The organism is Actinokineospora auranticolor, assembly GCF_002934265.1.
Classification (GTDB): domain Bacteria; phylum Actinomycetota; class Actinomycetes; order Mycobacteriales; family Pseudonocardiaceae; genus Actinokineospora; species Actinokineospora auranticolor.
This window is the reverse complement of the sequence record NZ_PTIX01000030.1, coordinates 65,966-89,510: the sequence shown is the minus strand read 5'-3', so window position 1 is coordinate 89,510 and position 23,545 is coordinate 65,966. Positions and strand designations below refer to the sequence as shown.

Annotated in this window: 19 protein-coding genes and 1 pseudogene; 13 read left to right on the top strand and 7 right to left on the bottom strand. The window is 70.8% G+C overall.

Annotated elements, in window-relative coordinates; translation table 11 throughout:
* Positions 1-12: 12 nt before the first annotated feature.
* Together CLV40_RS40950 and CLV40_RS33000 are read left to right on the top strand one after the other, a co-directional pair.
* Positions 13-183 (top strand): annotated as a pseudogene (locus tag CLV40_RS40950) (hypothetical protein); the annotation flags it as partial.
* Positions 184-509: 326 nt separating this feature from the next.
* Positions 510-830 carry a BON domain-containing protein gene (locus CLV40_RS33000; RefSeq protein WP_181043894.1) on the top strand — a complete coding sequence of 107 codons (321 nt, stop codon included), beginning with the start codon at positions 510-512 and terminating at the stop codon, positions 828-830.
* A gap of 35 nt (positions 831-865) precedes the next feature.
* On the opposite strand, the gene CLV40_RS32995 is transcribed toward CLV40_RS33000, so the two are convergent.
* Positions 866-2,587 (bottom strand): alkaline phosphatase D family protein, encoded by a 1,722-nt coding sequence (locus CLV40_RS32995; RefSeq protein WP_104482931.1) that lies wholly within the window; start codon positions 2,585-2,587, stop codon positions 866-868.
* 109 nt (positions 2,588-2,696) lie between these two features.
* Between CLV40_RS32995 and CLV40_RS32990 the strand changes: the two genes are divergently transcribed.
* Positions 2,697-3,482, top strand: coding sequence for an META domain-containing protein (locus tag CLV40_RS32990; RefSeq protein ID WP_181043893.1), 786 nt, complete (start codon positions 2,697-2,699; stop codon positions 3,480-3,482).
* A 43-nt stretch (positions 3,483-3,525) separates the two neighbouring features.
* Here CLV40_RS32990 and CLV40_RS32985 read toward each other — a convergent pair whose 3' ends face one another.
* Positions 3,526-3,960 (bottom strand): nuclear transport factor 2 family protein, encoded by a 435-nt coding sequence (locus tag CLV40_RS32985; protein WP_104482929.1) that lies wholly within the window; start codon positions 3,958-3,960, stop codon positions 3,526-3,528.
* Between the two features lie 83 nt (positions 3,961-4,043).
* Between CLV40_RS32985 and CLV40_RS32980 the strand changes: the two genes are divergently transcribed.
* Positions 4,044-4,613, top strand: coding sequence for a TetR/AcrR family transcriptional regulator (locus CLV40_RS32980; RefSeq protein WP_104482928.1), 570 nt, complete (start codon positions 4,044-4,046; stop codon positions 4,611-4,613).
* Here the strand turns inward: CLV40_RS32980 and CLV40_RS32975 are convergent.
* Positions 4,565-7,699 (bottom strand): NACHT domain-containing protein, encoded by a 3,135-nt coding sequence (locus CLV40_RS32975; RefSeq protein WP_104482927.1) that lies wholly within the window; start codon positions 7,697-7,699, stop codon positions 4,565-4,567. The genes CLV40_RS32980 and CLV40_RS32975 overlap by 49 nt on opposite strands.
* 114 nt (positions 7,700-7,813) lie before the next feature.
* On the opposite strand from CLV40_RS32975, the gene CLV40_RS32970 reads away from it, so the two are divergent.
* Positions 7,814-9,046: an MFS transporter gene (locus tag CLV40_RS32970; RefSeq protein WP_181043892.1), complete on the top strand. Its 1,233-nt coding sequence runs from the start codon at positions 7,814-7,816 to the stop codon at positions 9,044-9,046.
* A gap of 7 nt (positions 9,047-9,053) precedes the next feature.
* Here the strand turns inward: CLV40_RS32970 and CLV40_RS32965 are convergent, their stop codons facing one another.
* Complete coding sequence (locus tag CLV40_RS32965; protein ID WP_146108353.1) at positions 9,054-9,497, bottom strand: hypothetical protein; 444 nt, start codon at positions 9,495-9,497, stop codon at positions 9,054-9,056.
* 73 nt (positions 9,498-9,570) lie between these two features.
* Positions 9,571-10,995: a M20/M25/M40 family metallo-hydrolase gene (locus CLV40_RS32960; protein WP_104482924.1), complete on the bottom strand. Its 1,425-nt coding sequence runs from the start codon at positions 10,993-10,995 to the stop codon at positions 9,571-9,573.
* 340 nt (positions 10,996-11,335) lie between these two features.
* On the opposite strand from CLV40_RS32960, the gene CLV40_RS32955 reads away from it, so the two are divergent.
* Positions 11,336-12,910 carry a methyl-accepting chemotaxis protein gene (locus tag CLV40_RS32955; RefSeq protein ID WP_245931725.1) on the top strand — a complete coding sequence of 525 codons (1,575 nt, stop codon included), beginning with the start codon at positions 11,336-11,338 and terminating at the stop codon, positions 12,908-12,910.
* A 238-nt stretch (positions 12,911-13,148) separates the two neighbouring features.
* On the opposite strand, the gene CLV40_RS32950 is transcribed toward CLV40_RS32955, so the two are convergent.
* Complete coding sequence (locus CLV40_RS32950) at positions 13,149-14,090, bottom strand: AraC family transcriptional regulator (protein WP_245931724.1); 942 nt, start codon at positions 14,088-14,090, stop codon at positions 13,149-13,151.
* 205 nt (positions 14,091-14,295) lie between these two features.
* Between CLV40_RS32950 and CLV40_RS32945 the strand changes: the two genes are divergently transcribed.
* Positions 14,296-15,087 (top strand): NAD(P)H-binding protein, encoded by a 792-nt coding sequence (locus CLV40_RS32945; RefSeq protein WP_104482921.1) that lies wholly within the window; start codon positions 14,296-14,298, stop codon positions 15,085-15,087.
* Positions 15,088-15,092: 5 nt separating this feature from the next.
* Complete coding sequence (locus tag CLV40_RS32940) at positions 15,093-15,479, top strand: DUF4345 family protein (RefSeq protein WP_181043891.1); 387 nt, start codon at positions 15,093-15,095, stop codon at positions 15,477-15,479.
* Here CLV40_RS32940 and CLV40_RS32935 read toward each other — a convergent pair.
* Positions 15,440-16,495 carry an oxidoreductase gene (locus CLV40_RS32935; RefSeq protein ID WP_245931723.1) on the bottom strand — a complete coding sequence of 352 codons (1,056 nt, stop codon included), beginning with the start codon at positions 16,493-16,495 and terminating at the stop codon, positions 15,440-15,442. The two genes, CLV40_RS32940 and CLV40_RS32935, sit on opposite strands and share 40 nt — an antisense overlap.
* 72 nt (positions 16,496-16,567) lie before the next feature.
* Here CLV40_RS32935 and CLV40_RS32930 point away from each other — a divergent pair, with 72 nt between their 5' ends.
* The 5 genes from CLV40_RS32930 to CLV40_RS32895 all read left to right on the top strand — a co-directional run bounded on the left by CLV40_RS32930 (position 16,568) and on the right by CLV40_RS32895 (position 23,521).
* Entirely contained in the window at positions 16,568-17,398 is an 831-nt protein-coding gene (locus CLV40_RS32930; protein WP_104482919.1) for a sigma-70 family RNA polymerase sigma factor, read from the top strand.
* Between the two features lie 109 nt (positions 17,399-17,507).
* On the top strand, positions 17,508-18,029 hold the full coding sequence (locus CLV40_RS32925) for a YbaB/EbfC family nucleoid-associated protein (protein WP_245931722.1): 522 nt from the start codon (positions 17,508-17,510) through the stop codon (positions 18,027-18,029).
* A gap of 40 nt (positions 18,030-18,069) precedes the next feature.
* Positions 18,070-18,375 carry a type VII secretion target gene (locus CLV40_RS32920; protein ID WP_104482917.1) on the top strand — a complete coding sequence of 102 codons (306 nt, stop codon included), beginning with the start codon at positions 18,070-18,072 and terminating at the stop codon, positions 18,373-18,375.
* The gene (locus CLV40_RS38550) at positions 18,376-23,067 is read left to right on the top strand and encodes a DNA/RNA non-specific endonuclease (protein ID WP_181043890.1); all 4,692 of its coding nucleotides are present in this window, start codon (positions 18,376-18,378) and stop codon (positions 23,065-23,067) included.
* Positions 23,036-23,521, top strand: a complete 486-nt coding sequence (locus CLV40_RS32895) for a hypothetical protein (protein ID WP_104482913.1) — start codon at positions 23,036-23,038, stop codon at positions 23,519-23,521. The genes CLV40_RS38550 and CLV40_RS32895 overlap by 32 nt, the downstream gene beginning before the upstream one ends.
* Positions 23,522-23,545 lie beyond the last annotated feature (24 nt).

The window sequence follows — 23,545 nt, the reverse complement described above, 5'->3', positions numbered from 1 at the left end:
TCCCGTAACGACATCGTCGGCCTGAACGCCTCGCGGGTTCTCGACGGACGAGAGCCCAGCACCTGGCTCGGCGACAAGGGCTACATCGGCAGCGGTATCCTCACCCCGATCAGAAAACCCAGAAACCGAGAACAACCCGACTGGGAAGTAGAGTTCAACCGACACCACAACTCCATCCGAGTCGTGGTCGAACATGCCATCGCCCAACTCGAAACATGGCGTGTTCTTCACACCGACTACCGGCGTCCCATCGACACTTTCACCGCACCATATCGGCCGTTATCGCCCTCTACTTCTACGCCGCTGAATAAGCCTCATAGGCTTGAAAATAGGGGTTCCCCTATTGCGGGGGACCCCTCGCGGGCGTTGGGGTGGCGCTCCTGCTCCCGATGTGGTCCCGGTGCGAAGGTCCCGCGACCCGACTCCCTCCGACCCTGGGTTCGATCAGCGGTGCGGGCGGACCGTTGGGGTGTCACCGCGAGGTGGCGGCGCAGGGAAGGGGACATGCCATGTCGGTGTCGTCAACGCCGGTCCGGTCCGATGAGGACATCCGCGTCGAGATCGAGGAGCGCGTGCTGCCCGCGATCGACGACGTCGACACCGCGTTGGTGCGGGTGTGCGTCGAGTGCGGCGTGGTGCTCGTGGTCGGCCGGGTGGACTGGGACAGCCAGGCGCCGATCGTGGCGGCGCGGCTCGGTGAGGTCGACGGGGTCGTCGAGGTGCGCAACCGCTTGCGTTGCACGTGGGACGACGTCAGCCGGTACCCGTGGCACCCGCACCTGCCCAAGTGGACACACCACCGCAGGCACCCGAAGTGGAACCGTCGGTGACCTGCCTCGGCCGGGACCGGGTGGGCACCGGTGGGTCAGTGGGGTTCGTCCGAGCGGGGGCCGATCGGGCCCGGTGCGGGCACCACGGTGCGGGTCCCCGCCAGCGTCTGCCAGCCGGAGGAGAACACCGGGCGGGTAGTCGGGTCCGTGCGCGGGTCCGGCACGGCTTCCGACGGCACCGGCGTGTGGTGGAAGTCCGCCTGCACCCGCTCCCGCGTGACGTCGACCAGGGTGAAGCCGTGGCTGACGCCGTTGAGGTAGCGGATCCACGGGTTGGCCGCCGAGATCCCGCCGACCGCCCCCGCCGTCGCGCCCAGGAGGGTGGCGACGGGGGTGCCGGTCGGCAGGGTGCCCTTGATCAGCTCGTAGAAACCGTCGCTGGTCACGGAGGGGCAGACGAACTCCACGCCCGCCGACGCGTAGCCGGGGGCGCGGGGGCCCGCCGGGATGTCGTTGGCCCAGGACGAGTGGATGTCGCCGGTCAGGAACACCGCGTCGCCCGCGCTGGTGGGTTGGGCCGCCAGGTGTGCGATGAGCGCGGACTGGTCGGCGCCGTAGCCGTCCCACTGATCGGAGTTGACGATCACCGGCCGGTCCGGGAAACCGACTACGGCGCCTGGGAAGCGGATCGGCGTGAACACGGTCTGGTTGCCCACCAGGTGCCACCGCCGCGGTTGGGTGGTGGTTTCCTTGAGCCAGGCGAGTTGTTCCGGCTCCACCATGTGGCGGGACGGGTCGGCCAGGGCGGCGTCGACCTCCGGGGTCCCAACCGGCACGAAACCGCCGCCCGGGGTGCTGTACGGGGGCAGGAACACCTGCGCGCTGCGGTTCTGCCGGGTTTCCAGCACCGACAGGTCCGCCAGGTCGCCGAACCGGAAGCGGCGGAAGAAGCGCGTGCCCCGGTGCGGTGCGGCCTGGTCCGGCAGCCGGAACGGCATCCACTCCAGGTACGCCTGGTACGCCGCCTGCCGCCGCCGCGCGAAGTCGCCCGCCGGGTCGGTGTTGCCCGCGCCGGTCGACCAGGTGTTGTCGGCGACCTCGTGGTCGTCGAAGATCGTGATCCACGGGTGCCGCCGGTGCGCGAGCCGCAGGTGCGGGTCGGCCTTGTGCAGGGCGTGCCGCAGCCGGTAGCCGGTGAGGTCGAAGGCCTCGTCGTCGCCGTCGCCCTCGTAGATGTAGTCGCCGACGTGCAGCACGAAATCCAGGTCGTCGCGCTCGCCGACGGCCCGGTACGGGGTGAACAGCCCGGCCGGGTAGTTGCTGCACGACAGCAGCGCGAACCGCAGCGCGTGGGTCCGCTCGGCCTCGTCCGGCGCGGTTCGGGTCAGGCCGACGTCACTCGTCTGCCCGGCGGTGTGGAATCGGTAGTGGTAGCGGGTGTACGGGCGCAGGCCGCGCACGTCCACCTTCACGGTGTGGTCGCTCTCGGCACTGGTCCAGACCGTGCCCGCGCGCACCACGTGCCGGAAGGCCGGGTCGCGCGCGACCTCCCAGCGCACGCGCAGCGGGTGGCCCAGGCCGCTGCCCGGTGCCGCGACCGGTTCGCCGCGGCGGGTGGGCGGTGGTGTCGCCCTGGTCCAGATGACGACGGCGTCCGAGGTCGGGTCGCCGCTGGCGACCCCGTACCCGAACACCCCGTCCGCGGCGGGCGCGGCGGCCGCCGTCCCGTCGAAGAGCCGCATACCGACCCCCACGACCGCCGCGGTGAGCGCGGCCCCCTTCAACACCAGACGTCGGTCCGGCTGCCCCAGTTCCATGCCGCACAGCCTGGCACCGGCTCCCGGTGATGATCAATGCCCGGGAAACCGGGAACGGAAAGTGGGCCATCCGGACAACCCGCGACCCGCCGGGTTCCGTCCAGTAGGCATGCGCAGTCGACACCTGACCCCAGCCCTGTTCGCGCTGCTCGTCATCGCCGGGTGCGGTGCCGAGGGCGCCAACACCCCCGCTGAACAGCCGAAACCCGTGGACGGGCCGCGCCCCCAGGGGGCCTACGCGGCCGAGAGCGCCAAGGCGGACAACGCGCCGCGCCCGTTGGTCGCGGGCACGGCACTGACGCTGCGCTTCGCGGACGGCAGGCTCACCGCGAACGCGGGCTGCAACACCATCGGCGGCGCGGTCGACCTCTCCGGTGGCACGTTGCAGGCCAGCGACCTCAGCGCCACCGAGATGGCCTGCGACGTGCCGCGACACGAGCAGGACCAGTGGCTGTCCGGCCTGCTCGGCGCCAAACCGGTGTGGAAGCTCGAGGGCGACCGACTGACGCTCACCTCGGCTGACGCGGAAGTCGTGCTCACCTCGGTGAAACCGGCGACGCTCGAAGGTCACAAGTGGACGGTGGACACCCTGGTCGCCGGGGAGAGCGTTTCGTCCACTCCGGACGTTACCCAGGCCTCGCTGACGTTCGACGGCGGCAAGGTCGCGATCGAGACGGGCTGCAACAGCGGTTCCGCCGCGTACACGGTCAACGGCAACGTGCTGAAGTTCGAACCGCCGCTGCTGACCAAGATGGCGTGCGCGGAAGGGCCTTCGGCGGTGGAGAGCGCGGTCGTGGCGGCGTTGACGGACAAGACCGAGTTCACCATCGACGAGTCCACGCTGTCGCTCACCAGCGGCGGCGAGGGCCTGCACCTGAAGCTGGCCGGTAGCTGAAACCCGTGCCGCGGCGCGGGATCCACCCGCGCCGCGGGGCGCGCTACTGGATCGGGATGAGCAGCCCGTGCTCGGATTCCGGGCGGGGGCCGAAGATCCGCCGCTGGTCGGCGGCGATGGGGAGGTCGTTGATGCTGGCCTCGCGGCGGCGCATCAGGCCGTCCGGCGCGAACTCCCAGAGTTCGTTGCCGTAGGAGCGCCACCAGCGGCCGGACGGGTCGCGGCACTCGTACTGGAAGCGCACCCCGATCCGGTTCTCCCGGAACCCCCACATCTCCTTGCGCAGCGCGTAGTCCAGCTCGCGGTCCCACTTGTCCCGCAGGAACCAGGTGATCTCACCCCGCCCGGTGACGAACCGGTCCCGGTTGCGCCACACCGCGCCGCGCGTATAGGCCGCCGCGACCCGCTCCGGGTCGCGGGTGTTCCACAGGTCCTCGGCGGCCTGCACCTTCCGTCGGGCGGTCTCCTCGGTGAACACGCGCTGCCCCTCACTGGTAGAGAACGGTCGTTCTCCGGCTAGGGTAGAGAACGACCGTTCTCGCTGGCAAGGGGGAGCCCCCGGTGGATGAAGCCGCTACCCGCGTACTCGACGCGGCCGAGTGCCTGTTCTACGAGCGCGGCATCCACGCGGTGGGGATGGACGAGCTGCGGTCGGCGTCGGGGGTGTCGCTGAAGCGGCTGTACCAGTGCTTCCCGGCGAAGGAGCAGGTGGTCGTGGCCTACCTGCGGCGGCGGCATTCGCGGTGGTTGGGGGAGATGCGGGCGTTCGTGGAGGGGCATGAGCCGGGGTCGAGGGTCGCGGCGGTGTTCGATTGGCTGGACGGGTGGTTCCGGGAGCCGGGGTTCCGGGGGTGCGCGTTCGTCAACTCGGCGGGGGAGATGGGGGCGGGGTCGCCGGTGGTGTTGGCGGTGGCTCGTGAGCACAAGGTGGCGGTGCGGGGGTTTTTCGGTGAGTTGACCGGCGACGAGACTTTGGCTACCCAGTTGAGTTTGCTTGCTGAAGGCGCCATCACACTGGCAGCCGTTGGGGGTGATCCATCGGCTGCTTGTCAGGCAAAGGATGCGGCGGCGGTTCTGGTGGATCAGATGCTCTCCTCCTCAAGGTTCAGATCGAAATCTGGCCACCGGTAAGCGCGCCACAACGCCCTGAACTCGTTGATGGTGACCGGGCTGTCCGGTTTTGTGCCACGCTGTAGCTCCACCTCGGCCAGTAGGTCACGGACTTGGTCGTCGTCCGCGTCACGCAGGAGTAGGGCGACGCCATCGGCCATGAACCACTTCGGATCCGATAGGCCAGGGACCTCGGCCAGGAGCCTCGGGTGGGTCACGACGGAGGTGGCGAGGGCGAAACCACATGGTCTCTGGACATGGGTGTGTCTGAGGAGGAACTCCACCAAGCTCTGCGCTTGCCTCGGATGCATGTCCTCTTTTCGGAGCTTGAGCAACATCTCGATGCGCATGAGTGCTTGCCTAAGATCATCCAGTGCGACATGAGTGGTGTCGTTGAAGAGAATGGTGTCTACCGCGTCTGCGCTCTTCGCTATGCCTGCCGCCAACCACGGCAGGGTTAGATCCAACCATTCGTCGTTCTCGTTGAACCAGTAGGTACCCAGGGCCAAGGCCGCTCCGTATCGATAGACCTGTTCCGTGTCGTGGTCGGCTTGCAAACGCGCTAGGTGGGCGCCCGGAGGTCGACTGGTGATAGGGGAATCGCGAAGTTCGATGATGGTGCCCTTGCGCTGTAGCAAGAAGATGGTGGCGAGCCACTGGTCGTGGGAGAGCCCCGCCTGCCACAGGGTCAACACCGCGTCCCATTGATCGAGGCCTGACCGATGACGGTGGATGTCGCCGATCGTGTGCCGCTGGTTCGGGCTCAAGGCCAAGCGCAGCAGGAGCAGGTTGGCGGAGTAGGCCGCGTGGCGGGCTATCTGGTCCGTGTTGTCGGAGAGGTAGTCGCGGTGGCGCTCGGGTTGGGTGCGGTCGCGGTGGGTTTCGAGGAGTGTGTCCAGCACTGTCAGCATCTGCTCGACCTCTGATGGCGGGAGTTCCGCGCCCAGCTCGGTCACGAAGGTGAGCACCGGTCGTTGTTGCGCCATGGACTGGTGGGACAGGTAGGCGAAGAGCAGGTCGTCGTCCGGTGTTCGCATGTCCCAGTGGCGCGAACTGTGCGCGGCGCGCGCGACCTCGCGGAGTTCGTCCACCACATGACTGGCGACCAGGTACTCGCCGAAGGTGGCGTGCAGGAACTCGTAGTGCTGGTCGGTGTCCGCCGAGACCCGGCCCTCGGCGGTGTAGACGAAGAAGAACTCGCCGAGTGTCCGGTCGCCCTCGTCGGTGTGGGCGCGGTTGCCGGTGAGCACGCGCAGATCTTGTTCCAGTTGCTGCGCGCTGATGTCCTGCCTGCCTCGGTTGAGCATTCCCAACGCGGCTACCGATAGTCGGGTGAGGTGCTTGCGGACCGCTGTCTTGATCTCGTCGGGTGGCCGCGTGGTGGGGGACTTCTCCGCCTCGCGTTCGGCGAAGTGCTCTACCAGGCGGCGGTACAGCTCGGCGGTGCTGAGGCGTTCGTCGAGCATGGTGGTTTCGGGGTTGGCGATGTAGAGGGCCATCATCATGAGCAGCAACGGTTGTGCCGTGAGTTTCCGCTGTCCCAGCGCGGTCTCCAGCGGGAACTCCCGGACGGTGCCCGCTGCGATGCCGGATGTGTTCGCGCGGTGCCAAGTGGTGAGCCAGGCTTCGATCCGGAGGTCGTCGAAGTCGTCCAGCTTGATCATCGTGGTGCCCTCGGCGATGGACACCCGGTCACAGGCCAGGGTTCGGGTGGTGACCACGACGGCGACGGGATGACCCTGGTCGGCTTCGCGGCGTTGGAACTCGGCCACTTCGTCGAGGTAGCCGTACAGGCGGGTGTGGGTCTGCTGCAACAACTCGTCGAGGCCGTCGAGGATGACGACCCGCACGGTGTCCGCGCTCTGGTCCACCAGGTCCGACCAGGGCACGCGCCCACCGGTGTCACGGTCCAGGGCCAGTTGGATCTGGGTTCGCACCGGGCTGTGCCCGTCGACGTGCCGCAGCGGCACCCGGACAACGGTGTAGCCCGGCGCGGGCAGTCGGGCGGCCAAGACCTTGGTCAGCAGGCTCTTACCCGCCCCGGGGTGACCGAGGATCAGGAGCGGGCGGGTGATCGCCTCCGTAGAGGCCAGGTGGGCGGCCAAGCGGACGTGCAGGTCGTCGTGTGAGGTCCGCTTGGCCCACCAGGTGTCGTCGGCGGGGCGGGAGCGGTCGTGCGCGACCGCGAACCGGTAGCTGGGGGTGAGGAACGCCTGCTCGATCGTCGGGAAGGTCAGGTGCCTGCCATACCGGGTACCCGTCGATCTGGGCAGGATCGGGTCGCTGAGGACCGAGCGGTTCGCCCTGGCCACACGGTCGCGCAGGTCGGCGGAGGGGTGCCCGGCGAGATCGATGAGCGTTGCCAGCGCGCGCTCCAGGCGGGACATGGCGGCGTCCGGGCCCGAGAGGAGGTCCTCGCGAAGGGCGCGCACCTCGTCGCGGGTCGCTGTGTGCTCAACAACGGCGGCCCAGACTCCGAACTCGGGGATCTCGGCCGCCAGCGCCAGGTAGTGCGATTGGTACCGCTCGAGCGCTCGGGTGCCGATGTCTCCGCTGGGCATCTTCGGACCGAGCAGGTGGCCGAACGACCTCAGCACGGTGGTGTGCAGGCTCTCCAGCCAGACCTGAACCAGCTTGAGGTTCTCGGTGAAACCGCGCTTCGCGCCCGGCTTCGGGACGTCTGCCGCATATAGGTCCCGGGCCACTCCTCTGGCGACGTTCGCCTTGTCGGCTTCGGACAACTCCAGCAGGTCGTAGTCGTCACCCAAGGCTTCTCGCAACGCCTCGAAGTAGGACGAGACCACGAGCACGGTGTGGGCGGCGGTCATCTGCTCGACCCGCTCCGTGAAGGGGATCTTCCGGCGCTTGCCGGGGAGCGCGTCGAGGGCCTGGGACACCAGGCGGATCGCCTCGTTCTTCTGGTCGACCCAGCCCCAGAGAGCGGCGAAGACGACCGGGGCCGTCACCGGGTTGGCCAGCAGCGCGACGACTCCCGAGCCCAGGATGACCCCGCCCAACAGGGCGTCGACGCGCTTGAGCCACTTCTGGTCGTGCTTGCCGAGTATGCGGAGGGCGCCCTCGTAGGTCAGGGCGTTGTCCGAAGCCATGTGCCCCTTGTACCGGAGGGCGCCCGGTCGCGGGGCGGATGTCCCTGGACTGTCCAGGAATGTCCTGGGCGGATCCTTGGTTGGGGACCACGGGTGCCGATGGTGGAGTCGGGTGTGTCCGCTGATGGGGGTGTGGTGACCGGTCGCGTGGGTGTTGCCGAGCGGGGTGCCGTGGCGCGTGCCGGGGAGATCTCGTCGTTCTGGCTGCCGGTGCTCACGGCGCCCGTGGCGATGGGGTCGAACGCGCCTGGGCTGGTGCTCAAGGCGATGTCCGGGGACCTGGGGGTGGGGATTCCCGAGGTCACCTGGGTGGTGACCACGTTCGGGCTCGGGATGGCCGTCGGTACGCCCCTGGCGGGGCACCTCATCCGTCGTCGGGGGACGGCGACCACGTTGGTCGTCGGGACCGTGTTGACGCTGCTCGGAGCGCTGATCGTCGGGTTCGGGCCGTCGCTGCCCGTGCTGGTGGCCGGGCGGCTCGTGCAGGCGCTTGGTGGGGTCGCGCTGATGGTGTTGGCCATCAACGCCGCGCACACGCCCGGGCGGGCCGGACTGGTGTCGGTGAGTGCCGGGGTCGGTGGTGCGATCGGGCCGGTCGCCGGGCTCTTGGTGGCCGAGGCGACGACCTGGCACCTCTCGTTGGCCCTGTCCGCGCTGAACCTCGTCGCCGTGCCCGCCCTGGCCCGGCAGCTGCCTGCGCGGCCCGACAACGCGGCCCGTGGGCGGTTCGACTACGTCGGGGCCGTGCTGTTCACCGTGGCCGTGTCCGCGCTGGTGTTGGCCACGCACTTCTCCGTAGCGCTGGTCGCCGTGGTGGCCACGGCGGTGCCGCTGGTGTTCTGGGTGCGGCGGCGGCCCGCGGGGTTCCTGCCGCTGGAGATCGTCCGCAACCGCGTCTACGTGGGATCGTCGTTGGCGATCCTGGTGTTGGCGGTGGCCTACTTCTTCCTGCTCTACCACGTGCCCGCCCTGCTGCGCACCGTCGCGGGCTGGGGCGACACCCACATCGGACTCACCCAGCTGGTCGTCATCCTGACGGGCTCGCTCTCCGCCCTGCTGATCACCGCCAACTACGACCGCATCGGCCGCGCGCGGGTCATCACCGGGATCGCCCTGCTCGCCGCGGTCGCCCAAGCCGTGGCCCTGCTCGGGGGCGTCAGCCCGCTGCTGCCCGCCCTGGCCCTCGGCATCGCCGTGCTCACCGCCGTGGCCGGGCAGGCGACGCTCATGGTCACCGGCATCGGTGCCGTCGCGCCGGAACACCGGCCGGTGGCCGTCGGGTTGTTCACCCTCTGCTTCCAGCTCGGTGGCGCGTTCGGCCCGATGTTCGCGGCCCTGCTGACCTGACCCGGGGTCAGCCCAAGCCGTTGACCCGTTCGACCACGACCTCCCGGGCGCCCAGCGGCGCGCGCAGCGGGATCACCGCGTACCGGGTCACGTGGCCGCCGAGGAAGCCGCACCCGCCGTCGTCGTCCCGCTCCTGCGCGGCCACCGCCACCACCTGGACCTCGATCTCGGAATCGCCCTCGCCGACCAGTCGGGCCTCCTCGGTCGAGCACGGGTTCACCCGCACCGGGACCAGCAGCCGCAGGCCGTCCACGTGGGTGGCGCCCGCCGACTTGTCCTGCTCGTCGAGCTGGGCCGCGGGCACCGCGGGGACGGCGTTCGGGAGCGGCGCCACCTCCGCCACCGGGCCCCGGGCGGGCGGATCCGGCTCCGTCGCCAACTGCCACACCGACCCGCCGACCACCGCGGTCAGGGCCACGCCCGCCCAGAACAGGTACCCCGGATTCCGCATCCCCGCCCCCCGTCGCAGGGGGCGAATCTAGCCGGGGCGCCGAGGGGGGCCCGGGTGCGGGTCCCCTCGGCGGTCACTTCTGGATCGGGATCGGGCTCATCACCGACTGCAGCAGCAACGCCTCGGCCAGGGTCATGTGCTCCAGCTCCGACTGGCTGACGCTCTCGTCCGCGCCGTGGATGTTCGCCCGCGGCTCCTCACAGCCCCACAGCACGACGTCGGACTTCGGGTTGGCCTGGCGGAACGCGTTGACCAGGGGGATCGAGCCGCCCTGGCCCGCCTTCGCGACCATCGCCGCGCCGTAGGCCTCGCGCAGCGCGTTCTCGATCTCGACCTGGTGCTCGCCCTCGCCGGAGACGAAACCCGCACCTTCACCCACCTGGGTGATGGTCGGTTTCAGGCCCCACGGCGCCGCCGCGGCCAGGTGCGCGCGCAGTGCCTCGTACGCCTCCTCCGGGTTCTGGTTCGGCGCCAGCCGCATGCTGACCCGGGCCTTGGCCTTCGGGCACAGCACGTTCGACGCGCCGCTGACCAGGGGCAGGCCGCTGAGGCCGACCACGTTGACCGACGGCTTGCCGTAGAGCAGCTTCTCGATCGTGCCCGAGCCGATCAGGCTGGTCGACGGCAGCACCCCAGCCTGCGACCGGTACGCGGCCTCCGACACCGTCGGCCACGGGTGGTCGAAGGTGTTGAGCCCCTCGACCGCGACGTCGCCGGTCTTGCGGTCCTGCAGCGCGGCCAGCATCTGCACGAGCGCCATGAACGCGTCCGGCACCGGGCCGCCGTACATGCCGCTGTGCACCTTCGCCGCCAGTGTCTCCACCACCACGTCGGCCATGACGATGCCGCGCAGCGTCTGGGTCAGCGTCGGCGCGCCCACCCGCACGTTGCCGGTGTCGGCCACGATGATGATGTCGGCGTGGAACCGGGGGTCGTCCGGGTGGGCCGCGAGGTAGCTCTCCAGCACGCTGCCGCCGGTCTCCTCCTCGCCCTCGAACACCAGCTTGATGTTGATCGGCAGCTGGCCCAGGTTGCCGCGCAGCGCCTTGATCGCGCCCAGGTGCATGACGATGCCGGACTTGTCGTCGGCGGCGCCGCGGCCGTAGAGGCGCGGGTCGTGGTTCTCGTCGACGAACTCGGCGGGCACGAAGGGTTTGGTCTTCGTCCACTTGGACTCGTCGGCGGGCTGCACGTCGTAGTGGGCGTAGAGCAGCACGGTGGTCAGCCCGCCGTGGGCGACCTGGTCGGCGAGGACGAGCGGCGCGGAGGTCTTGTCGGCGTGCGTGATGGTCTCCACGTGCGCGGAGGTGATGCCCGCGTCCTGGAACATGCCGGCGATGGTCTCGGCCGTCACCGCCAGCGGCGGGTCGGGGGTCGCGTTGACCGACCGGTGCCGGACCAGGTCGCCCAGCGTCTGCCACAGCTCCGGCACGAGTTCGTGCACCCGTGCGCGGAGCCGCTGCTCCGGCAGGACCATCATCGGTGCGTCCGGGAACATGCCCGCTCCTATCCGTGTGGTTCTCAGGCTCCCCTGACTGTGTTGTGCGGGCCACCGCCCGTTCCGCCAGCCCAGCAGACGAGCGCCCCGCGCGGTACTCGAGTGACCTGATCAGGCGATGTCACCGGCATGGCACCGCTCACCCGAATGAGTGGCCGGAAATGTTCAGATGACCTTTCCCCGCGTCGATGTGCAGGCCGTTGAAGTAGCAGAACCGCGGCGGACCAGGGCACATGGCCCTTGACGACCCCCGTGGCGGAACACGACGAAGGGCGCGAAGGCTATGACCGAGTCCACCACCGTTGACCCCGCGGCTGCGGGCCGACGTGGGCCGCGAGGGGTGTTCGCCAACCGCTCGCTCACCAGCAAGATCCTGTCCGTAGTCGTGTTCTCCAGTCTGATCACGATCACGGTCGGCACCGTCGGTGTGATCGCCCTGAACTCCGCGGCCGAGGCGACCAAGCGCATCGACAACAACGTGGCGGCCCTCAACGACCTCAACTCGCTGAACTCCGCGGGTTCGGGTGGCACGCTGAACATGCTGCTGGCCACCGCCGTGGGCAACCCGCAGAAGGCGGGCGAGCTGCTGGCCGAGGCGAACAAGAAGATCGACATCTCGTTCGCGGCCTACAACAGCTACCAGTCGCGCGGCACCTTCGACCAGAAGCTGATCGACGAGTGGAACGCCGCGTCCGCGGTGTTCGGCAAGGTCCTCGGCGACAAGGTCATCCCGGCCGCGATGAGCGGTGACGCCGCCGCCGGTGTCCAGGCGTTCCTCACCGAGGGCAAGCCCGCCCTCGACAAGTTCAACGAGGTCTCCGGCCGGATGCTCGACGCCGAGCGCGCCCGCACCATCGCCGAGATCGAGAAGGTCACCGCCGAGCGCGACTCGAGCGTCACCCTGGCGATCATCGTGATGGCCATCGGCCTGGTCGCCTCCATCGCCGTGGGTCTGCTGATCACCCGCTCGATCACCAAGCCGATGCGCGGCCTGTCCGCCGCCCTGGAGGGCGTCGCCGACGGCGACCTCACCCGGACCGTCGAGGTCGGCTCCAAGGACGAGGTCGGCCGCATGGCCGCCGCGCTCAACAAGGCCACCGACAGCATGCGCGAGATCGTCGGCACCATCTCCCGCGGTGTCGGCTCGCTGAAGGCCTCCACCCAGCAGATGTCGGACATGTCGGCGCAGGTCACCACCTCCGCCGAGGAGACCAGCGCGCAGGCCGGTGTCGTCACCGCCGCCGCCGACCAGGTCGCCAACAACGTCCAGACGGTCGCCACCGGTGCCGACGAGATGTCGGCGTCGATCAAGGAGATCGCGCAGTCGGCGAACGAGGCCGCCGGTGTCGCCGGTCAGGCCGTGTCCGTGGCCGCCGCCACCAACTCGACCGTCGCCAAGCTGGGCGAGTCGTCGATGGAGATCGGCAACGTGGTCAAGGTGATCACCTCGATCGCGGAGCAGACCAACCTGCTGGCGCTCAACGCCACCATCGAGGCCGCTCGGGCCGGTGACGCGGGCAAGGGCTTCGCGGTCGTCGCCAACGAGGTCAAGGACCTCGCCCAGGAGACCGCCAAGGCGACCGAGGACATCTCGCGCCGCGTGGAGATGATCCAGGCCGACACCGCGAACGCGGTGAACGCGATCGACGAGATCTCCGAGATCATCGGTCGGATCAACGACTTCCAGCTGACCATCGCCTCTGCGGTGGAGGAGCAGACCGCCACGACCACCGAGATGAACCGCAACGTCGGCGAGGCGTCCGCGGGTGTGTCGGAGATCGCCGCCAACATCGGTGGCGTGGCCGCCAGCGCGGGCAACACCACCGGCACGGTCACCCAGACCGCCACGGTGCTGGAGGGCCTGACCAGCCTGTCGAGCGAGCTGCAGGACCAGGTCAACCGCTTCAAGCTCTGATCAACCACCACAACGGCCGCGGCCGGACCCACCTCGGGTCCGGCCGCGGCCCTTTGGCGTGCGCGGGGGATCAGGCGGTCCGCGTCGCGGTCGCGATCCCCGAACACCAAGGCGCCGATAGCGGTCGCTGCGGTGACTATCGTGCCGACCGGGCGACACCGGGGGTCACATGGCGGCGTGGTGCGCTGATCGTGCGCACAAGATCGCATCTTCCGGGCGCCGGCATGCCGAGATGGCGTCAGGCGGCGCGGCGGAGAGTGCCGGGGGAGATGCCGAAGGTGCGCTTGAAGGCGCGGCAGAAGGCGGCTTCCGAGCGGTACCCGAAGCGGTGCGCGACGGCCGACAGGGAGTCCGTGGACTCCCTGAGGTGGGTGTGGGCCAGGTGCATCCGCCAGTTCGCCAGGTAGCGCATGGCGGGTTCGCCGACCATTTCGGTGAAGCGGGCCGAGAACGCCGAGCGGGACATCCCCACCTCGCGCGCCAGGCCGACGACCGTCCACTCGCGCGCCGGGGAGCGGTGCATGGCGACCAGGGCGCGGCCCACCTGTTCGTCGCGCAGCGCCGCGAGCCAGCCCTGGCGGGCCTCCGGCGCCGAGTCCAGCCACGCGCGGATGGCCTGGACGACCAGGACGTCCGCGAGCCGCGTGATGACGGTTTCGCCGCCCGGGCGCAGGGCCGGGGCCTCGCGGGCGATCAGCCGCAGGGTGCTGTGCAGCCAGTCCGCGGTGTCGTCGTCCCAGGTGTCGATGCGCAGGACCGGGGGGAGTTGGGCGGCCAGGCGGCGGCCGACCACCTGGTCGAGGGTGAAGACCCCGTACGTCAGGTGCGTGCGCGGGCCGTCGCCGCCGTGGCGCAGGGACTCGTAGCGCTCGCTGTGGCGGTCGAAGGGGATGTCGAACAGCGGCGTGGTGCGCGCGGTGGGATCGCTGCGCAGCACGTGCGGGACGCCGTGCGGGATCAGGGTGAGGCTGCCCTGCCGCAGGTGGATCGGCGCCTCGCCGGGCACCTCCAGCCAGCACTCGCCGGACGTGACCACCTGCAGCGTCATCATGTCCTTCAACTCCGGCACCGCCACGCCCCACGGCGCACCGAGGTCCGATTGGCAGTACAGGGCACCGGTGATGCGCATCAGGTGCAGCGCCTCCCCGAGCGGGGCAGGTGGGGGCAGCTCTCTGGTCACCCGCTGAGCCTGCCCGCCCGCCTACCGCGTGTCCAACCACTTCGGACGATCGGCACACGATCCCGGACGGGAGGGCTGTCCCCTGCTGAGAGTCCGCTCAGCCTGGACGATCGGTGAGCCGATAGCGGACTTGAGGTCATTGTCCGTCCCCGGACCGCCACCGAGAGTGGGTGTTGTCAAGCAACGCTCCACGGGGAGAACACACATGGGGATCCACGTCATCGGCGCCACCGGCAAGACCGGCCGACGCGTCGTCGAACGACTCACCGCCGCCGGGCACGACGCCACCGGCCTGTCGCGGCCCGCCTTCGACTGGCAGGAGCCTGCCACCTGGGCACCGGCGCTGACCGGCGTCGACGCGCTCTACCTCACCTACTACCCGGACCTCGCCGTTCCCGGCGCGCCCGAGGCGATCCGCGAGGTCGTGGCGATCGCGGTCGAGCAGGGGGCGCGCCGGATCGTCCTGCTCTCCGGTCGCGGCGAGCACAACGCCCAGGTGTGCGAGGAGATCGTCGCGGCGAGCGGCGTCGAGCACACGCTGTTGCGCGCCTCCTGGTTCGCGCAGAACTTCACCGAGGGCCACCTGCGCGACTTCGTCCAGCACGGCGCCATCGCGCTGCCCGCCGGACCGGTCGCCGAGCCGTTCATCGACGCCGGCGACATCGCCGACGTCGCCGTCGCGGCACTCACCGGCGACGGGCACGCGGGCAGGCTCTACGAGCTCACCGGCCCTCGCCTGCTCACCTTCGCCGAGGCCGCCGCCGAGATCTCCGCCGCCGCGGGCAAGCCGGTCGCCTACCACCCACTGTCCCTTGAGGACTTTCGGGCCATGATGGTCGACGCTGTCGGCGAAGCGTCCGCCGAACTGCTCACCAACCTGTGCGCGGAGGTGCTCGACGGCCGCAACGCGTCGCTCGGCACCGGCGTCCGCGACGCCCTCGGCCGCGAGCCGCGCGACTTCGCTGACTTCTGCCGCGCTGCCGACTGGGCCGCGTGATCAGGGTGCGACGAGTCATCCTGTTCCTCGCCGGGGTCGTCGGTGTGGCGGTCGGGAGCGCGGTCCTGTTCGTTCCCGCCGTCGTCCACGAATCCAGTGAGACCGGCCTGGTCGAGACTCCTGGCGTGCTCAGCGAAATCCGCGCTCCCGGTGCGGCACTGGTGGTGCTGAGCGCGTTCATCCTCTCAGGGGCGTTCCGACCGCACCTGGCCCGGGCCGCCGCCTTGTTGGGTGCCGCGCTCTACCTCTCCTACGGTCTGGCGCGCGCGTTCAGCATTGTCGTCGACGGCGCGCCCGCATCGGGGGTGCTGGTGGCGATGGCGGCGGAGCTGCTGCTCGGCGCGGCCTGCGCCTACGTGGTCATCCGTGTGCGGGAACCCGTTGTGGCGTAGTCGGTGTAGCCCTCGGGGCCGTCGGTGTAGTAGGTCGCGGGGTCGCTCTCGGTCAGGGGATGGCCGAGGGCGATCCGGTCGACCAGGTCCGGGTTCGCGATGAAGTGGCGACCGAACGACACCGCGTCGAGCACGCCACCCGCGATCGCGTCGTTGGCCGTCGACGGTTCGAAGCCGTGGTTGCCCACGGTCGCGCGGAACCGGGTGAACTCGGCCGGGTCCGGTTCCGGTGTCCGGCCCCGCACGTGCGGGTAGGTCGCGCCCTGGAGCCGTCCGGTCAGGGTTTCGTAGTCGGCGAGGGTTTCCTCGTCGGCGGGGAACATCGCGGCCGTCCACCCGGGCGACAGCCGCACGCCGACCAGGTCGATCGCCTCGGTGGTGGCGTCGACGACGTCGAGCAGGAAGCGGTGCCGGTCGGTGCCGTAGGCGTCCGTGCGGCGGTTGAGGCGCGGGTTGAGGAACTGCGGGATCAGGAACGACCCGACGGCGTGGATCTCGACCCCGTCGAACCCGGCGGCGCGGGCGTTGCGGGCGGCCCTCGCGTAGTCGCCGATGGTCTCCGCGATCTCCGCGGCGGTCATCTCACGCGGGGTGACCGTGTCCTGGAAACCCCTGGCGGTGAACGACTTCTCCCTCGGGTCGACCGCCGAAGGGCCCGCCGGGACCGCGCCGCACAGGTGGTCGGGGTGGGACGCGGCGCCCGCGTGCCAGAGTTGCAGCACGATCCGCCCGCCCGCCGCGCGCACGGCCCCGGTGACCCGGCGCCACCCGGCGACCTGCTCGGGCGTGAACACCCCGGGCACGCCCGCGAACCCGACGGCGCGCTCGCTGACCCACGTGCCCTCGGTGATGATCAGCCCCGCGCCCGCCCGCTGCGCGTAGTAGGTGGCGTGCAGGTCGGTCGGCACCCGGTTCGCGGCGCGCGCCCTGGTCAACGGGGCCATGATGACCCTGTTCGGCAGGGTGAGCCCACCCAGGTCGAGTGGGCGCAGGACGGGCTGTGTGGTGTCTCGCACGGGTTCTCCTGTCACATCGATGCGCTGCGGCTCGTCACACCCCTGACGGGTGGGGACGCGGAGAGGTGACCGATGGACGAGTTCGAGGCGCACCGGCCGATGCTGTTCGCGGTCGCGTACCGGATGCTCGGGTCGGTCGTCGAGGCCGAGGACGCCGTGCAGGACGCGTGGCTGCGGTACGCGCGCGCCGACGTGACCGGTGTGGACAACCTCGCGGGCTGGTTGCGGACCGTGGTCTCCCGGATCTGCCTCGACGCGCTGCGCGCCCGGGCGGCCCGCCGGGAGGAACCGGTCGACGAGGTGCCCGACTTCCGGGTGGCGCCGGACGTGCCTGAGGCGGAGGCGGAACTCGCCGAGTCGGTGGGGCGGGCGCTGCTCGTGGTGCTCGACCGGCTCGCGCCCGACGAGCGGGTCGCGTTCGTGCTGCACGACCTGTTCGCGGTGCCGTTCGCGCAGATCGCCTTGATCGTCGAACGAAGCCCGGCCACCGCGAAGAAGGTGGCCAGCCGGGCGCGCGGGCGCATGGGACTCGCGCCGGATGGTGTGGACTCCGCGCGGGACGCCCTGGCGCACAAGGACGTCGTGACGGCGTTCCTCGCCGCCGCCCGAGGCGGTGACCTCGAGGCCCTGGTGGCGCTGCTGGCCCCGGACGTCGTCCGGCGGTTCGGGGCGGCCGAGGTGCGCGGGGTCCTGGCGGTGGCGGGGGAAATCGCCGCTTTCGCGCCGTGGGTGCGGTTCGCGGAGTTCGCGGTGGTCGACGGGGGACCGGGCGCGGTGGTGGCGCCGATCGGACGAGTGGTCGCGGCGCTCGAAGTGACCGTCCGCGATGGACTCGTCACCGAATACCGGATCACCGCTGGTCCACGGGATCTGGCCCGGTTGCGCGTGGTCGTGGGGAACTGACGGCCCAAACCCGCCGCCGAATGGGGAACCGGTTTCGGGTTGACTGCGTCGGAGGGCGCAACAAGTCTTTGGTCATACGGGTGACCAGGGCGCCGATCGGGGAGCATTCGTGCCGGAGGACATTGCGGACAGTGAGCGGATGGTCGAGGACTGGAACCGGACCATCCAGGAACGGGCCGTCCGCTACCAGGCCATGGCCGAGCGCGTCGAGGAACTCTCGCTGGTCGAGGCTTCCGCCGACGGCGCGGTGCGGGTGACGATCTCCGCGCGTGGCATCCTGATCGACCTCCAGATCGCCGAAAGCGCTGCCACCAAACGGATGAGCGACGTGTCCGCCCAGGTGATGGCGACCGTGCGGCGGGCGCAGGCGCGCATCCCGGACCTGCTGCGCGAGGTCATGGAAGAGACCATCGGCACCACCGACCAGACCGCGAACAAGCTCCTCGACGACGCCCGCGCGCACTTCCCCGAGCAGGTCGACGAGGAACTCCCGCCGCAGCCCCCGTCCCGGACGCTGCGCCTCGACGTGGAAGACGACGAACCGGCGCCGCGGCGGCCCACCCAGCCGTACCGGCACCGGCGCGACGACTACGACGAAGACGACTTCGGCGGCGGCTCGATCCTGTCCTGATCGCCCCGCTTTCCCCGCACAGTCCCCGAAAGGCAACACCGTGACCCAGGGTGGGTTCGACATCGGCGCCGATCTCGGCGCGCACGCGGGGCAGCTCGACGGCTGCGTCGGCGAACTGCGGCGGGCGGTGGAGGCGGCCAACACCGTCAGCATGCCGACCGACGCCTACGGCATCCTCTGCCAGCCGTTCCGGATGCTGCTCGACCCGGTCGAGCAGTTCGGCATCGACGCGCTGTCCAAGGCGGTGGAGGCCATGGACACGGTCGCCACGCAGGTCAGGGAGACCGCGCGGGCCTATCAGTCCACAGAGGACGCGAACGTCTCGAACCTCAAGGCGGGTGACTAGATGCCCGAGGGGGACCTCGTCGTCAAGCCGCCGGAGGACCCGGACGGCCCCGGGTTCTTCACCGCGGGCAACGGCGACTACGGCTACGCGGGCGGCATCGGCATCGCCGAGTCCGCCATCGACTCGTACAACGGGATCAAGGACGGCAACTGGGTCGAGGGTGGGCTGGGCGTCCTGGGGTTCGCCGCCGAGGCCGCGGCCGCCGCGATCGACCCGTTCGGCTGGCTGCTGTCGTCGGCCGCGTCGTTCCTGATGGAGCACGTGCAGCCGCTCAAGGACATGCTGGACTCGCTGGCCGGTGACCCGCCGGTCATCCAGTCGTACGCGGGCACCTGGGACAACATCGCCAAGCTGCTGGACGAGACCAAGGTCAACTACGACAACACGGTCAAGAACGGCACCGCGGGCTGGACCGGCGCGGCGGCCGACGCCTACCGGCAGTCGTCGGCGGAGCAGAGCGAGGCCATCGGCGGCGCGTCGACCATCGCGGGCGCGGTCGGCACCGTCACCATGATCATGGGCGAGGTGGTGGCGTTCGTCCGCGAGACGGTGCGCGACCTGATCGCGGACCTGATCGGCAAGCTGATCTCCTGGGTCCTGGAGACGGTGTTCACCCTCGGCTTCGGCACCCCGGTGGTGGTCGCGCAGGCGGTCACCGCGATCGCCAAGTGGGCCACCAAGATCACCGACCTGCTGCGGCGGCTGCTCGGCACGATCCGCCGGGTGTCGCCGCTGCTGGGCAAGCTGGCGGACGTGCTGGCCAAGGTCATCAAGGTGCTGGCCAAGCTGGTGGGCAAGTTCACCGGCCTGGACGTGATCAACCCCAGGCACATCACCCCCGGCGGCTTCTTCCGACACGGCGACGGATCGCACGGCGGTGGGGGATCGCACGGGGGCGGCACCGGCGGCGGCTCGGGCGATGGCAACGGCGGTTCTGGGAGTGGCTCGGGCAACGGCAATGGCGGTTCGGGGAACGGCTCGGGCAATGGTTCTGGCAACGGCGATGGCGGTCCGGGCAATGGCTCCGGCGGCGATGGTGGCTCTGGGAACGGTTCCGGCGACGGCAGTGGCACCGGCTCGGGTAGCACCGGGTCCGGCTCTGGCACCGGTGGTTCGAACTCGGGTGTTTCCGGTTCGAGCGGGTCGAACCCAGGTGGCTCCGGCTCAGGCGGCTCCGGCTCCGGTGGTTCGAACCCGGGTGGTGCCAACCCGGACGGTTCGAACTCCGGTGGCTCCGGCTCAGGCGGGTCGAACCCGGGCGGCTCGGGCAACCCGTCCATAGGCGGCCCGAACAGTTCCTCGACGGGCGGTTCGCACTCCGGCCCCTCGACCGGTTCCGGCCCGTCCCACCCCTCCGGCACTCCCCGCGACATCGGTGACCCGGCGAACCCCAACATCCCGGCGCACTCCGCGAGCGCGGGCCCCTCCGCCTACTCGCCGGGCAACACCCCCCAGTCCCACCACACCCCCACCGACTCCTCCTACAGCGCCTCGGCGTCCACCCCTACCCTCGACGCCCCACCGGCCCGGAGCGACACGGCCCACCCCGCCACCAGCACCCCGCAATCCAGCCCCCTCACCGGAAACCCACCCCCAATGGGTTCTCCGAGCGGCGGCTCCCCCGGCGGCTCGCCCTCCTCCCGCCCCGGCGGCCCCACCCCCGGCGGCTCCGCGCCGGCGGGCTCCCCGAGCGGTCCCGGCTCCTCGGCCCGCCCCGGCCCACCCGCCGCCACAGGCAGCGCTCCCGCGAGCCGCCCGCTCGGTTCGAGCCCCAGTGGCTCGGCCCCCGCCGGCTCGCCGGGAGGTTCCGGCCCATCGACCCGCCCCGGCGGCCCTACCAGCCCTCCCGTGGGCGGTGCGCCCTCAAGCCGCAATCCCGGCTCGACCCCCGGCGGTTCCTCACCCGGCGGTTCCCCTTCGCGCGCCGGTGGCCCCGCAGGTTCACCCGCCGCAGGCAGCGGCGGCGTTCCTCCAGGGCGCTATTCCGGTTCGTCTCCCACTGGTTCCTCTCCCGGCGGCTCCCACTCGCCGGGCCGTTCCGGTGGCCCCCAGGGGAGCGGTGGCGTTCCTCCAGGTCGTCCCGGTTCGACTTCCGCTGGTTCTTCGCCCGGCGGTTCCCTCTCGCGTCCCGGTGGCTCGGCGGGTTCACCCGCCACGGGAAACGGTGGTGTTCCCTCAGGCCGCCATCCTGGTTCGACTTCGGGTGGTTCGTCGCCTGGCGGTTCGCACTCTCCTGCTCGTCCCGGTGGTCCTGAGGGTTCACCTGCTGCCGGGAATGGTGGTGTTCCCTCAGGCCGCCATCCTGGTTCGACTTCGGGTGGTTCGTCGCCTGGCGGTTCGCACCCGCCCGCCCGTCCTGGCGGCCCTGTGGGTTCACCCACCACAGGTAGCGGTGGTGTTCCTTCGAGTCGCCATCCTGGCTCGACGCCGGGAGGAGGTTCCGCTCAGCACCCCGGCGGTTCCGCGGGGCCCGGTGGTTCTCCGGGCCGTCCGGGGGGCTCGCCAGGCGGTCCCGCGCATCCAGGCGGTGCCCCGTCGGGTAGGCCCGGCGGCCCCACACCCGGCGCGCACAACGGGTCGCCCGGCGGCTCCCACCCGAACCGGCCCGGTGACCCGAACGGGTCCGGTAGGCGGCCCGGCGACCTGCCGGGCAACCAGCCGCACTCGGACCCGAGGTTGCCCCAGCAGCGCGGGCCGCACACGCCTGAGCACGGTGGTCACCCCGCGACCCCCAGTCCCCGTCAGCCTTCGGGGCCGGTGAGCCGGGGTGGGTACGCCTCCCCGGACACCCACCCCGCCGGTCGTCCGCACACCGCGCCGCCGCCGCACGGGTCCGCGCCGGGTCACGGCACGCCGCCCGGTCACGCGGGGCCGCCGAGTCACGCGGGGCCGCACGACGGAGCGGCGCCCCACCACGACAACGGGCCCAGCCACCATGACAACGGGCCCGGCCACCACGACAACGGGCCCGGTCACCACAGCCCCGACGCCGACTACAGCAGGCCCGGTCCCGACACCGTCCACCAGCGGCACGCGGAGAGCACGCCCTCCGGTACCTCCTACCACCGCGGCGATCCCGAGATGGGCGACCTCCCGCAGCGGGTGCGGCCGGACCCGGATGGTCGGTACACAGTGGACGTCCACGTCACCCCGGACGGCCGGGCCCGGGTCGGCGGGCACACCTACAGCCCGGAGGAGTTCGCCGACATCCTCCGCCGGGACCCCAACTACGACGGCAGGCCCATTCGGCTCATCGGGTGCGACGCGGGCTCCAACGACTTCGCCAACCGGCTGTCCAACGACCTGAACACGCCCGTCACCGCGCCCACCCGGCCCGCCTGGACCGACTCCGACGGCCGGGTCTTCTCCTCCGACTACGAGATCGGCCCGGACGGCAGGCCCCGCCCCAGGATCCCACCGAACGGCGAGTGGAACACCCACCACCCCGACGGCAGCACCACCAGGGCGGGCGACGACCCGTTCGCGCCCGGCACCCCCGACGCCGACCACCACGACCTCGACCCCGACGACTCCCGAGCCCGCGGCGACGGGGACGGGGACACGGCGGGCGACCAGCCGCAGACCGGGCCGCGCCCCGACGAGCGCTACGACCCGGTCCCGCGGCCGGAGCGGATCCCGAGGACCGATCCGCGCCACGACGAGCTGTTCGTCGACTGGGACCGGCCGAACCACGTGCCGGGAACCAACCCGCCACAACCCATCCGCACGCACGAGCCGCCCATCGAGGCGCCGCACCGGGATCGGCCCGCGGTGCCGGACGGCAACGCGCACCCCGACCGACTCCGGCCGGACGCCGACCCCAACCCGGTGCCCGTGCCGCTGCGCGGCCACGAACCGCTCCAACCGCACACGGCGTACCCGGTCCACAACCAGAACGGCACGACAACCACGTTCACCACCGACGGCGACGGCAACGTGCGGTGGGTCGAGGCCACCCCGGGCTCGCGTGACAACCGGGTCGAGGGGCACGGCGAGTGGAGCGGCTTCAACCCGGACCTCGGCTACCCCCTGCTGCCGGACGTCCAGTACCGGGTCCCCAACTTCAACAACGAGAACCTGAACCTCACCTTCCACACCGACAGCCACGGCCAGCCGGACGCGGTGACGGGCGACGTGCAGCACGGCGGTCAGAGCCCCGAGCACCGCGACGACGACAAGGAGCGCGGCGCCCAGCGCCGGGCGCAGATGGAGGGCGAGGCCGCGCACCCGACACCCCAGGACCCCGACCACGGTCTCAGCCCCGAGGAACTCGAGCGGACCCGGGTCAAGTACGCGGGCGGTCACCTGGTGGCCAACGAACTCGGCGGTCTGGGCGAGTACCTCAACATGCACCCGCAGATGGCCGCCTCCAACTCCGGCAACTACCGTGACGGCTGGGTGCACGACGCCAGTTGGCGCAAGATGGAGAAGGACCTCGGCGCCATCTCGCGCAGCGAGGGCCAGGACATCCGCAACTACCAGGTGCGGATGAACCGTGGTGCCGACGGGGTCCCGCCGTCCGTCGAGGTGCGGTGGCAGGAGGTCACCTACCGGTGCGGCCCGGACGGCAAACCGCTGACCGACGCCGACGGCAACAAGATCGTCGAATCGGTGGAGACCTACCAGCGCGACTTCCCGAACGAGGCAGGAGACCCGAACTATGGACCCCAGAACCGATTCGCGGGTCGCTGAGCTGCTCGCCACCGCGCACCGCGCGGTGGCGGCGGAGGCACCCATGGGCGCGGAGACGGTCGTCGTGCGGGTGATGGGCAACGCGCTCGCCTTCAACTACCAGCTGAAGGTCGTCGACGGCTGGGGCGGCGACGGCGGCGCGATGTACATGCCCGCCGAGGCCGCCGCGGCGGTCAAGGAACTCCGCCGGGTGATGTACCAGCCGGGTCGGGGCACGTGGTGCTCGATCGAGGTGGTGTTCCACCGCGGCGGGAAGGAGCCGGAGGTCTCGGTCAACTACGACGAGAACCCCGGCTGGAAGCCCGAACTGCACCCCACCTCGTTCAGCCGTGACCAGGAGCTCTTCCCACGCGCGGACGAGCACATCCCGGCCTGGCTGCGGGAACTCATCGACGAGGGCGCGGAACTGGAGCGACAGCACTTCGCCGAGTCGGCGGGCGATGAGCAGCGCTAGGCTGCCGCGCGAACCTGTGAGTGG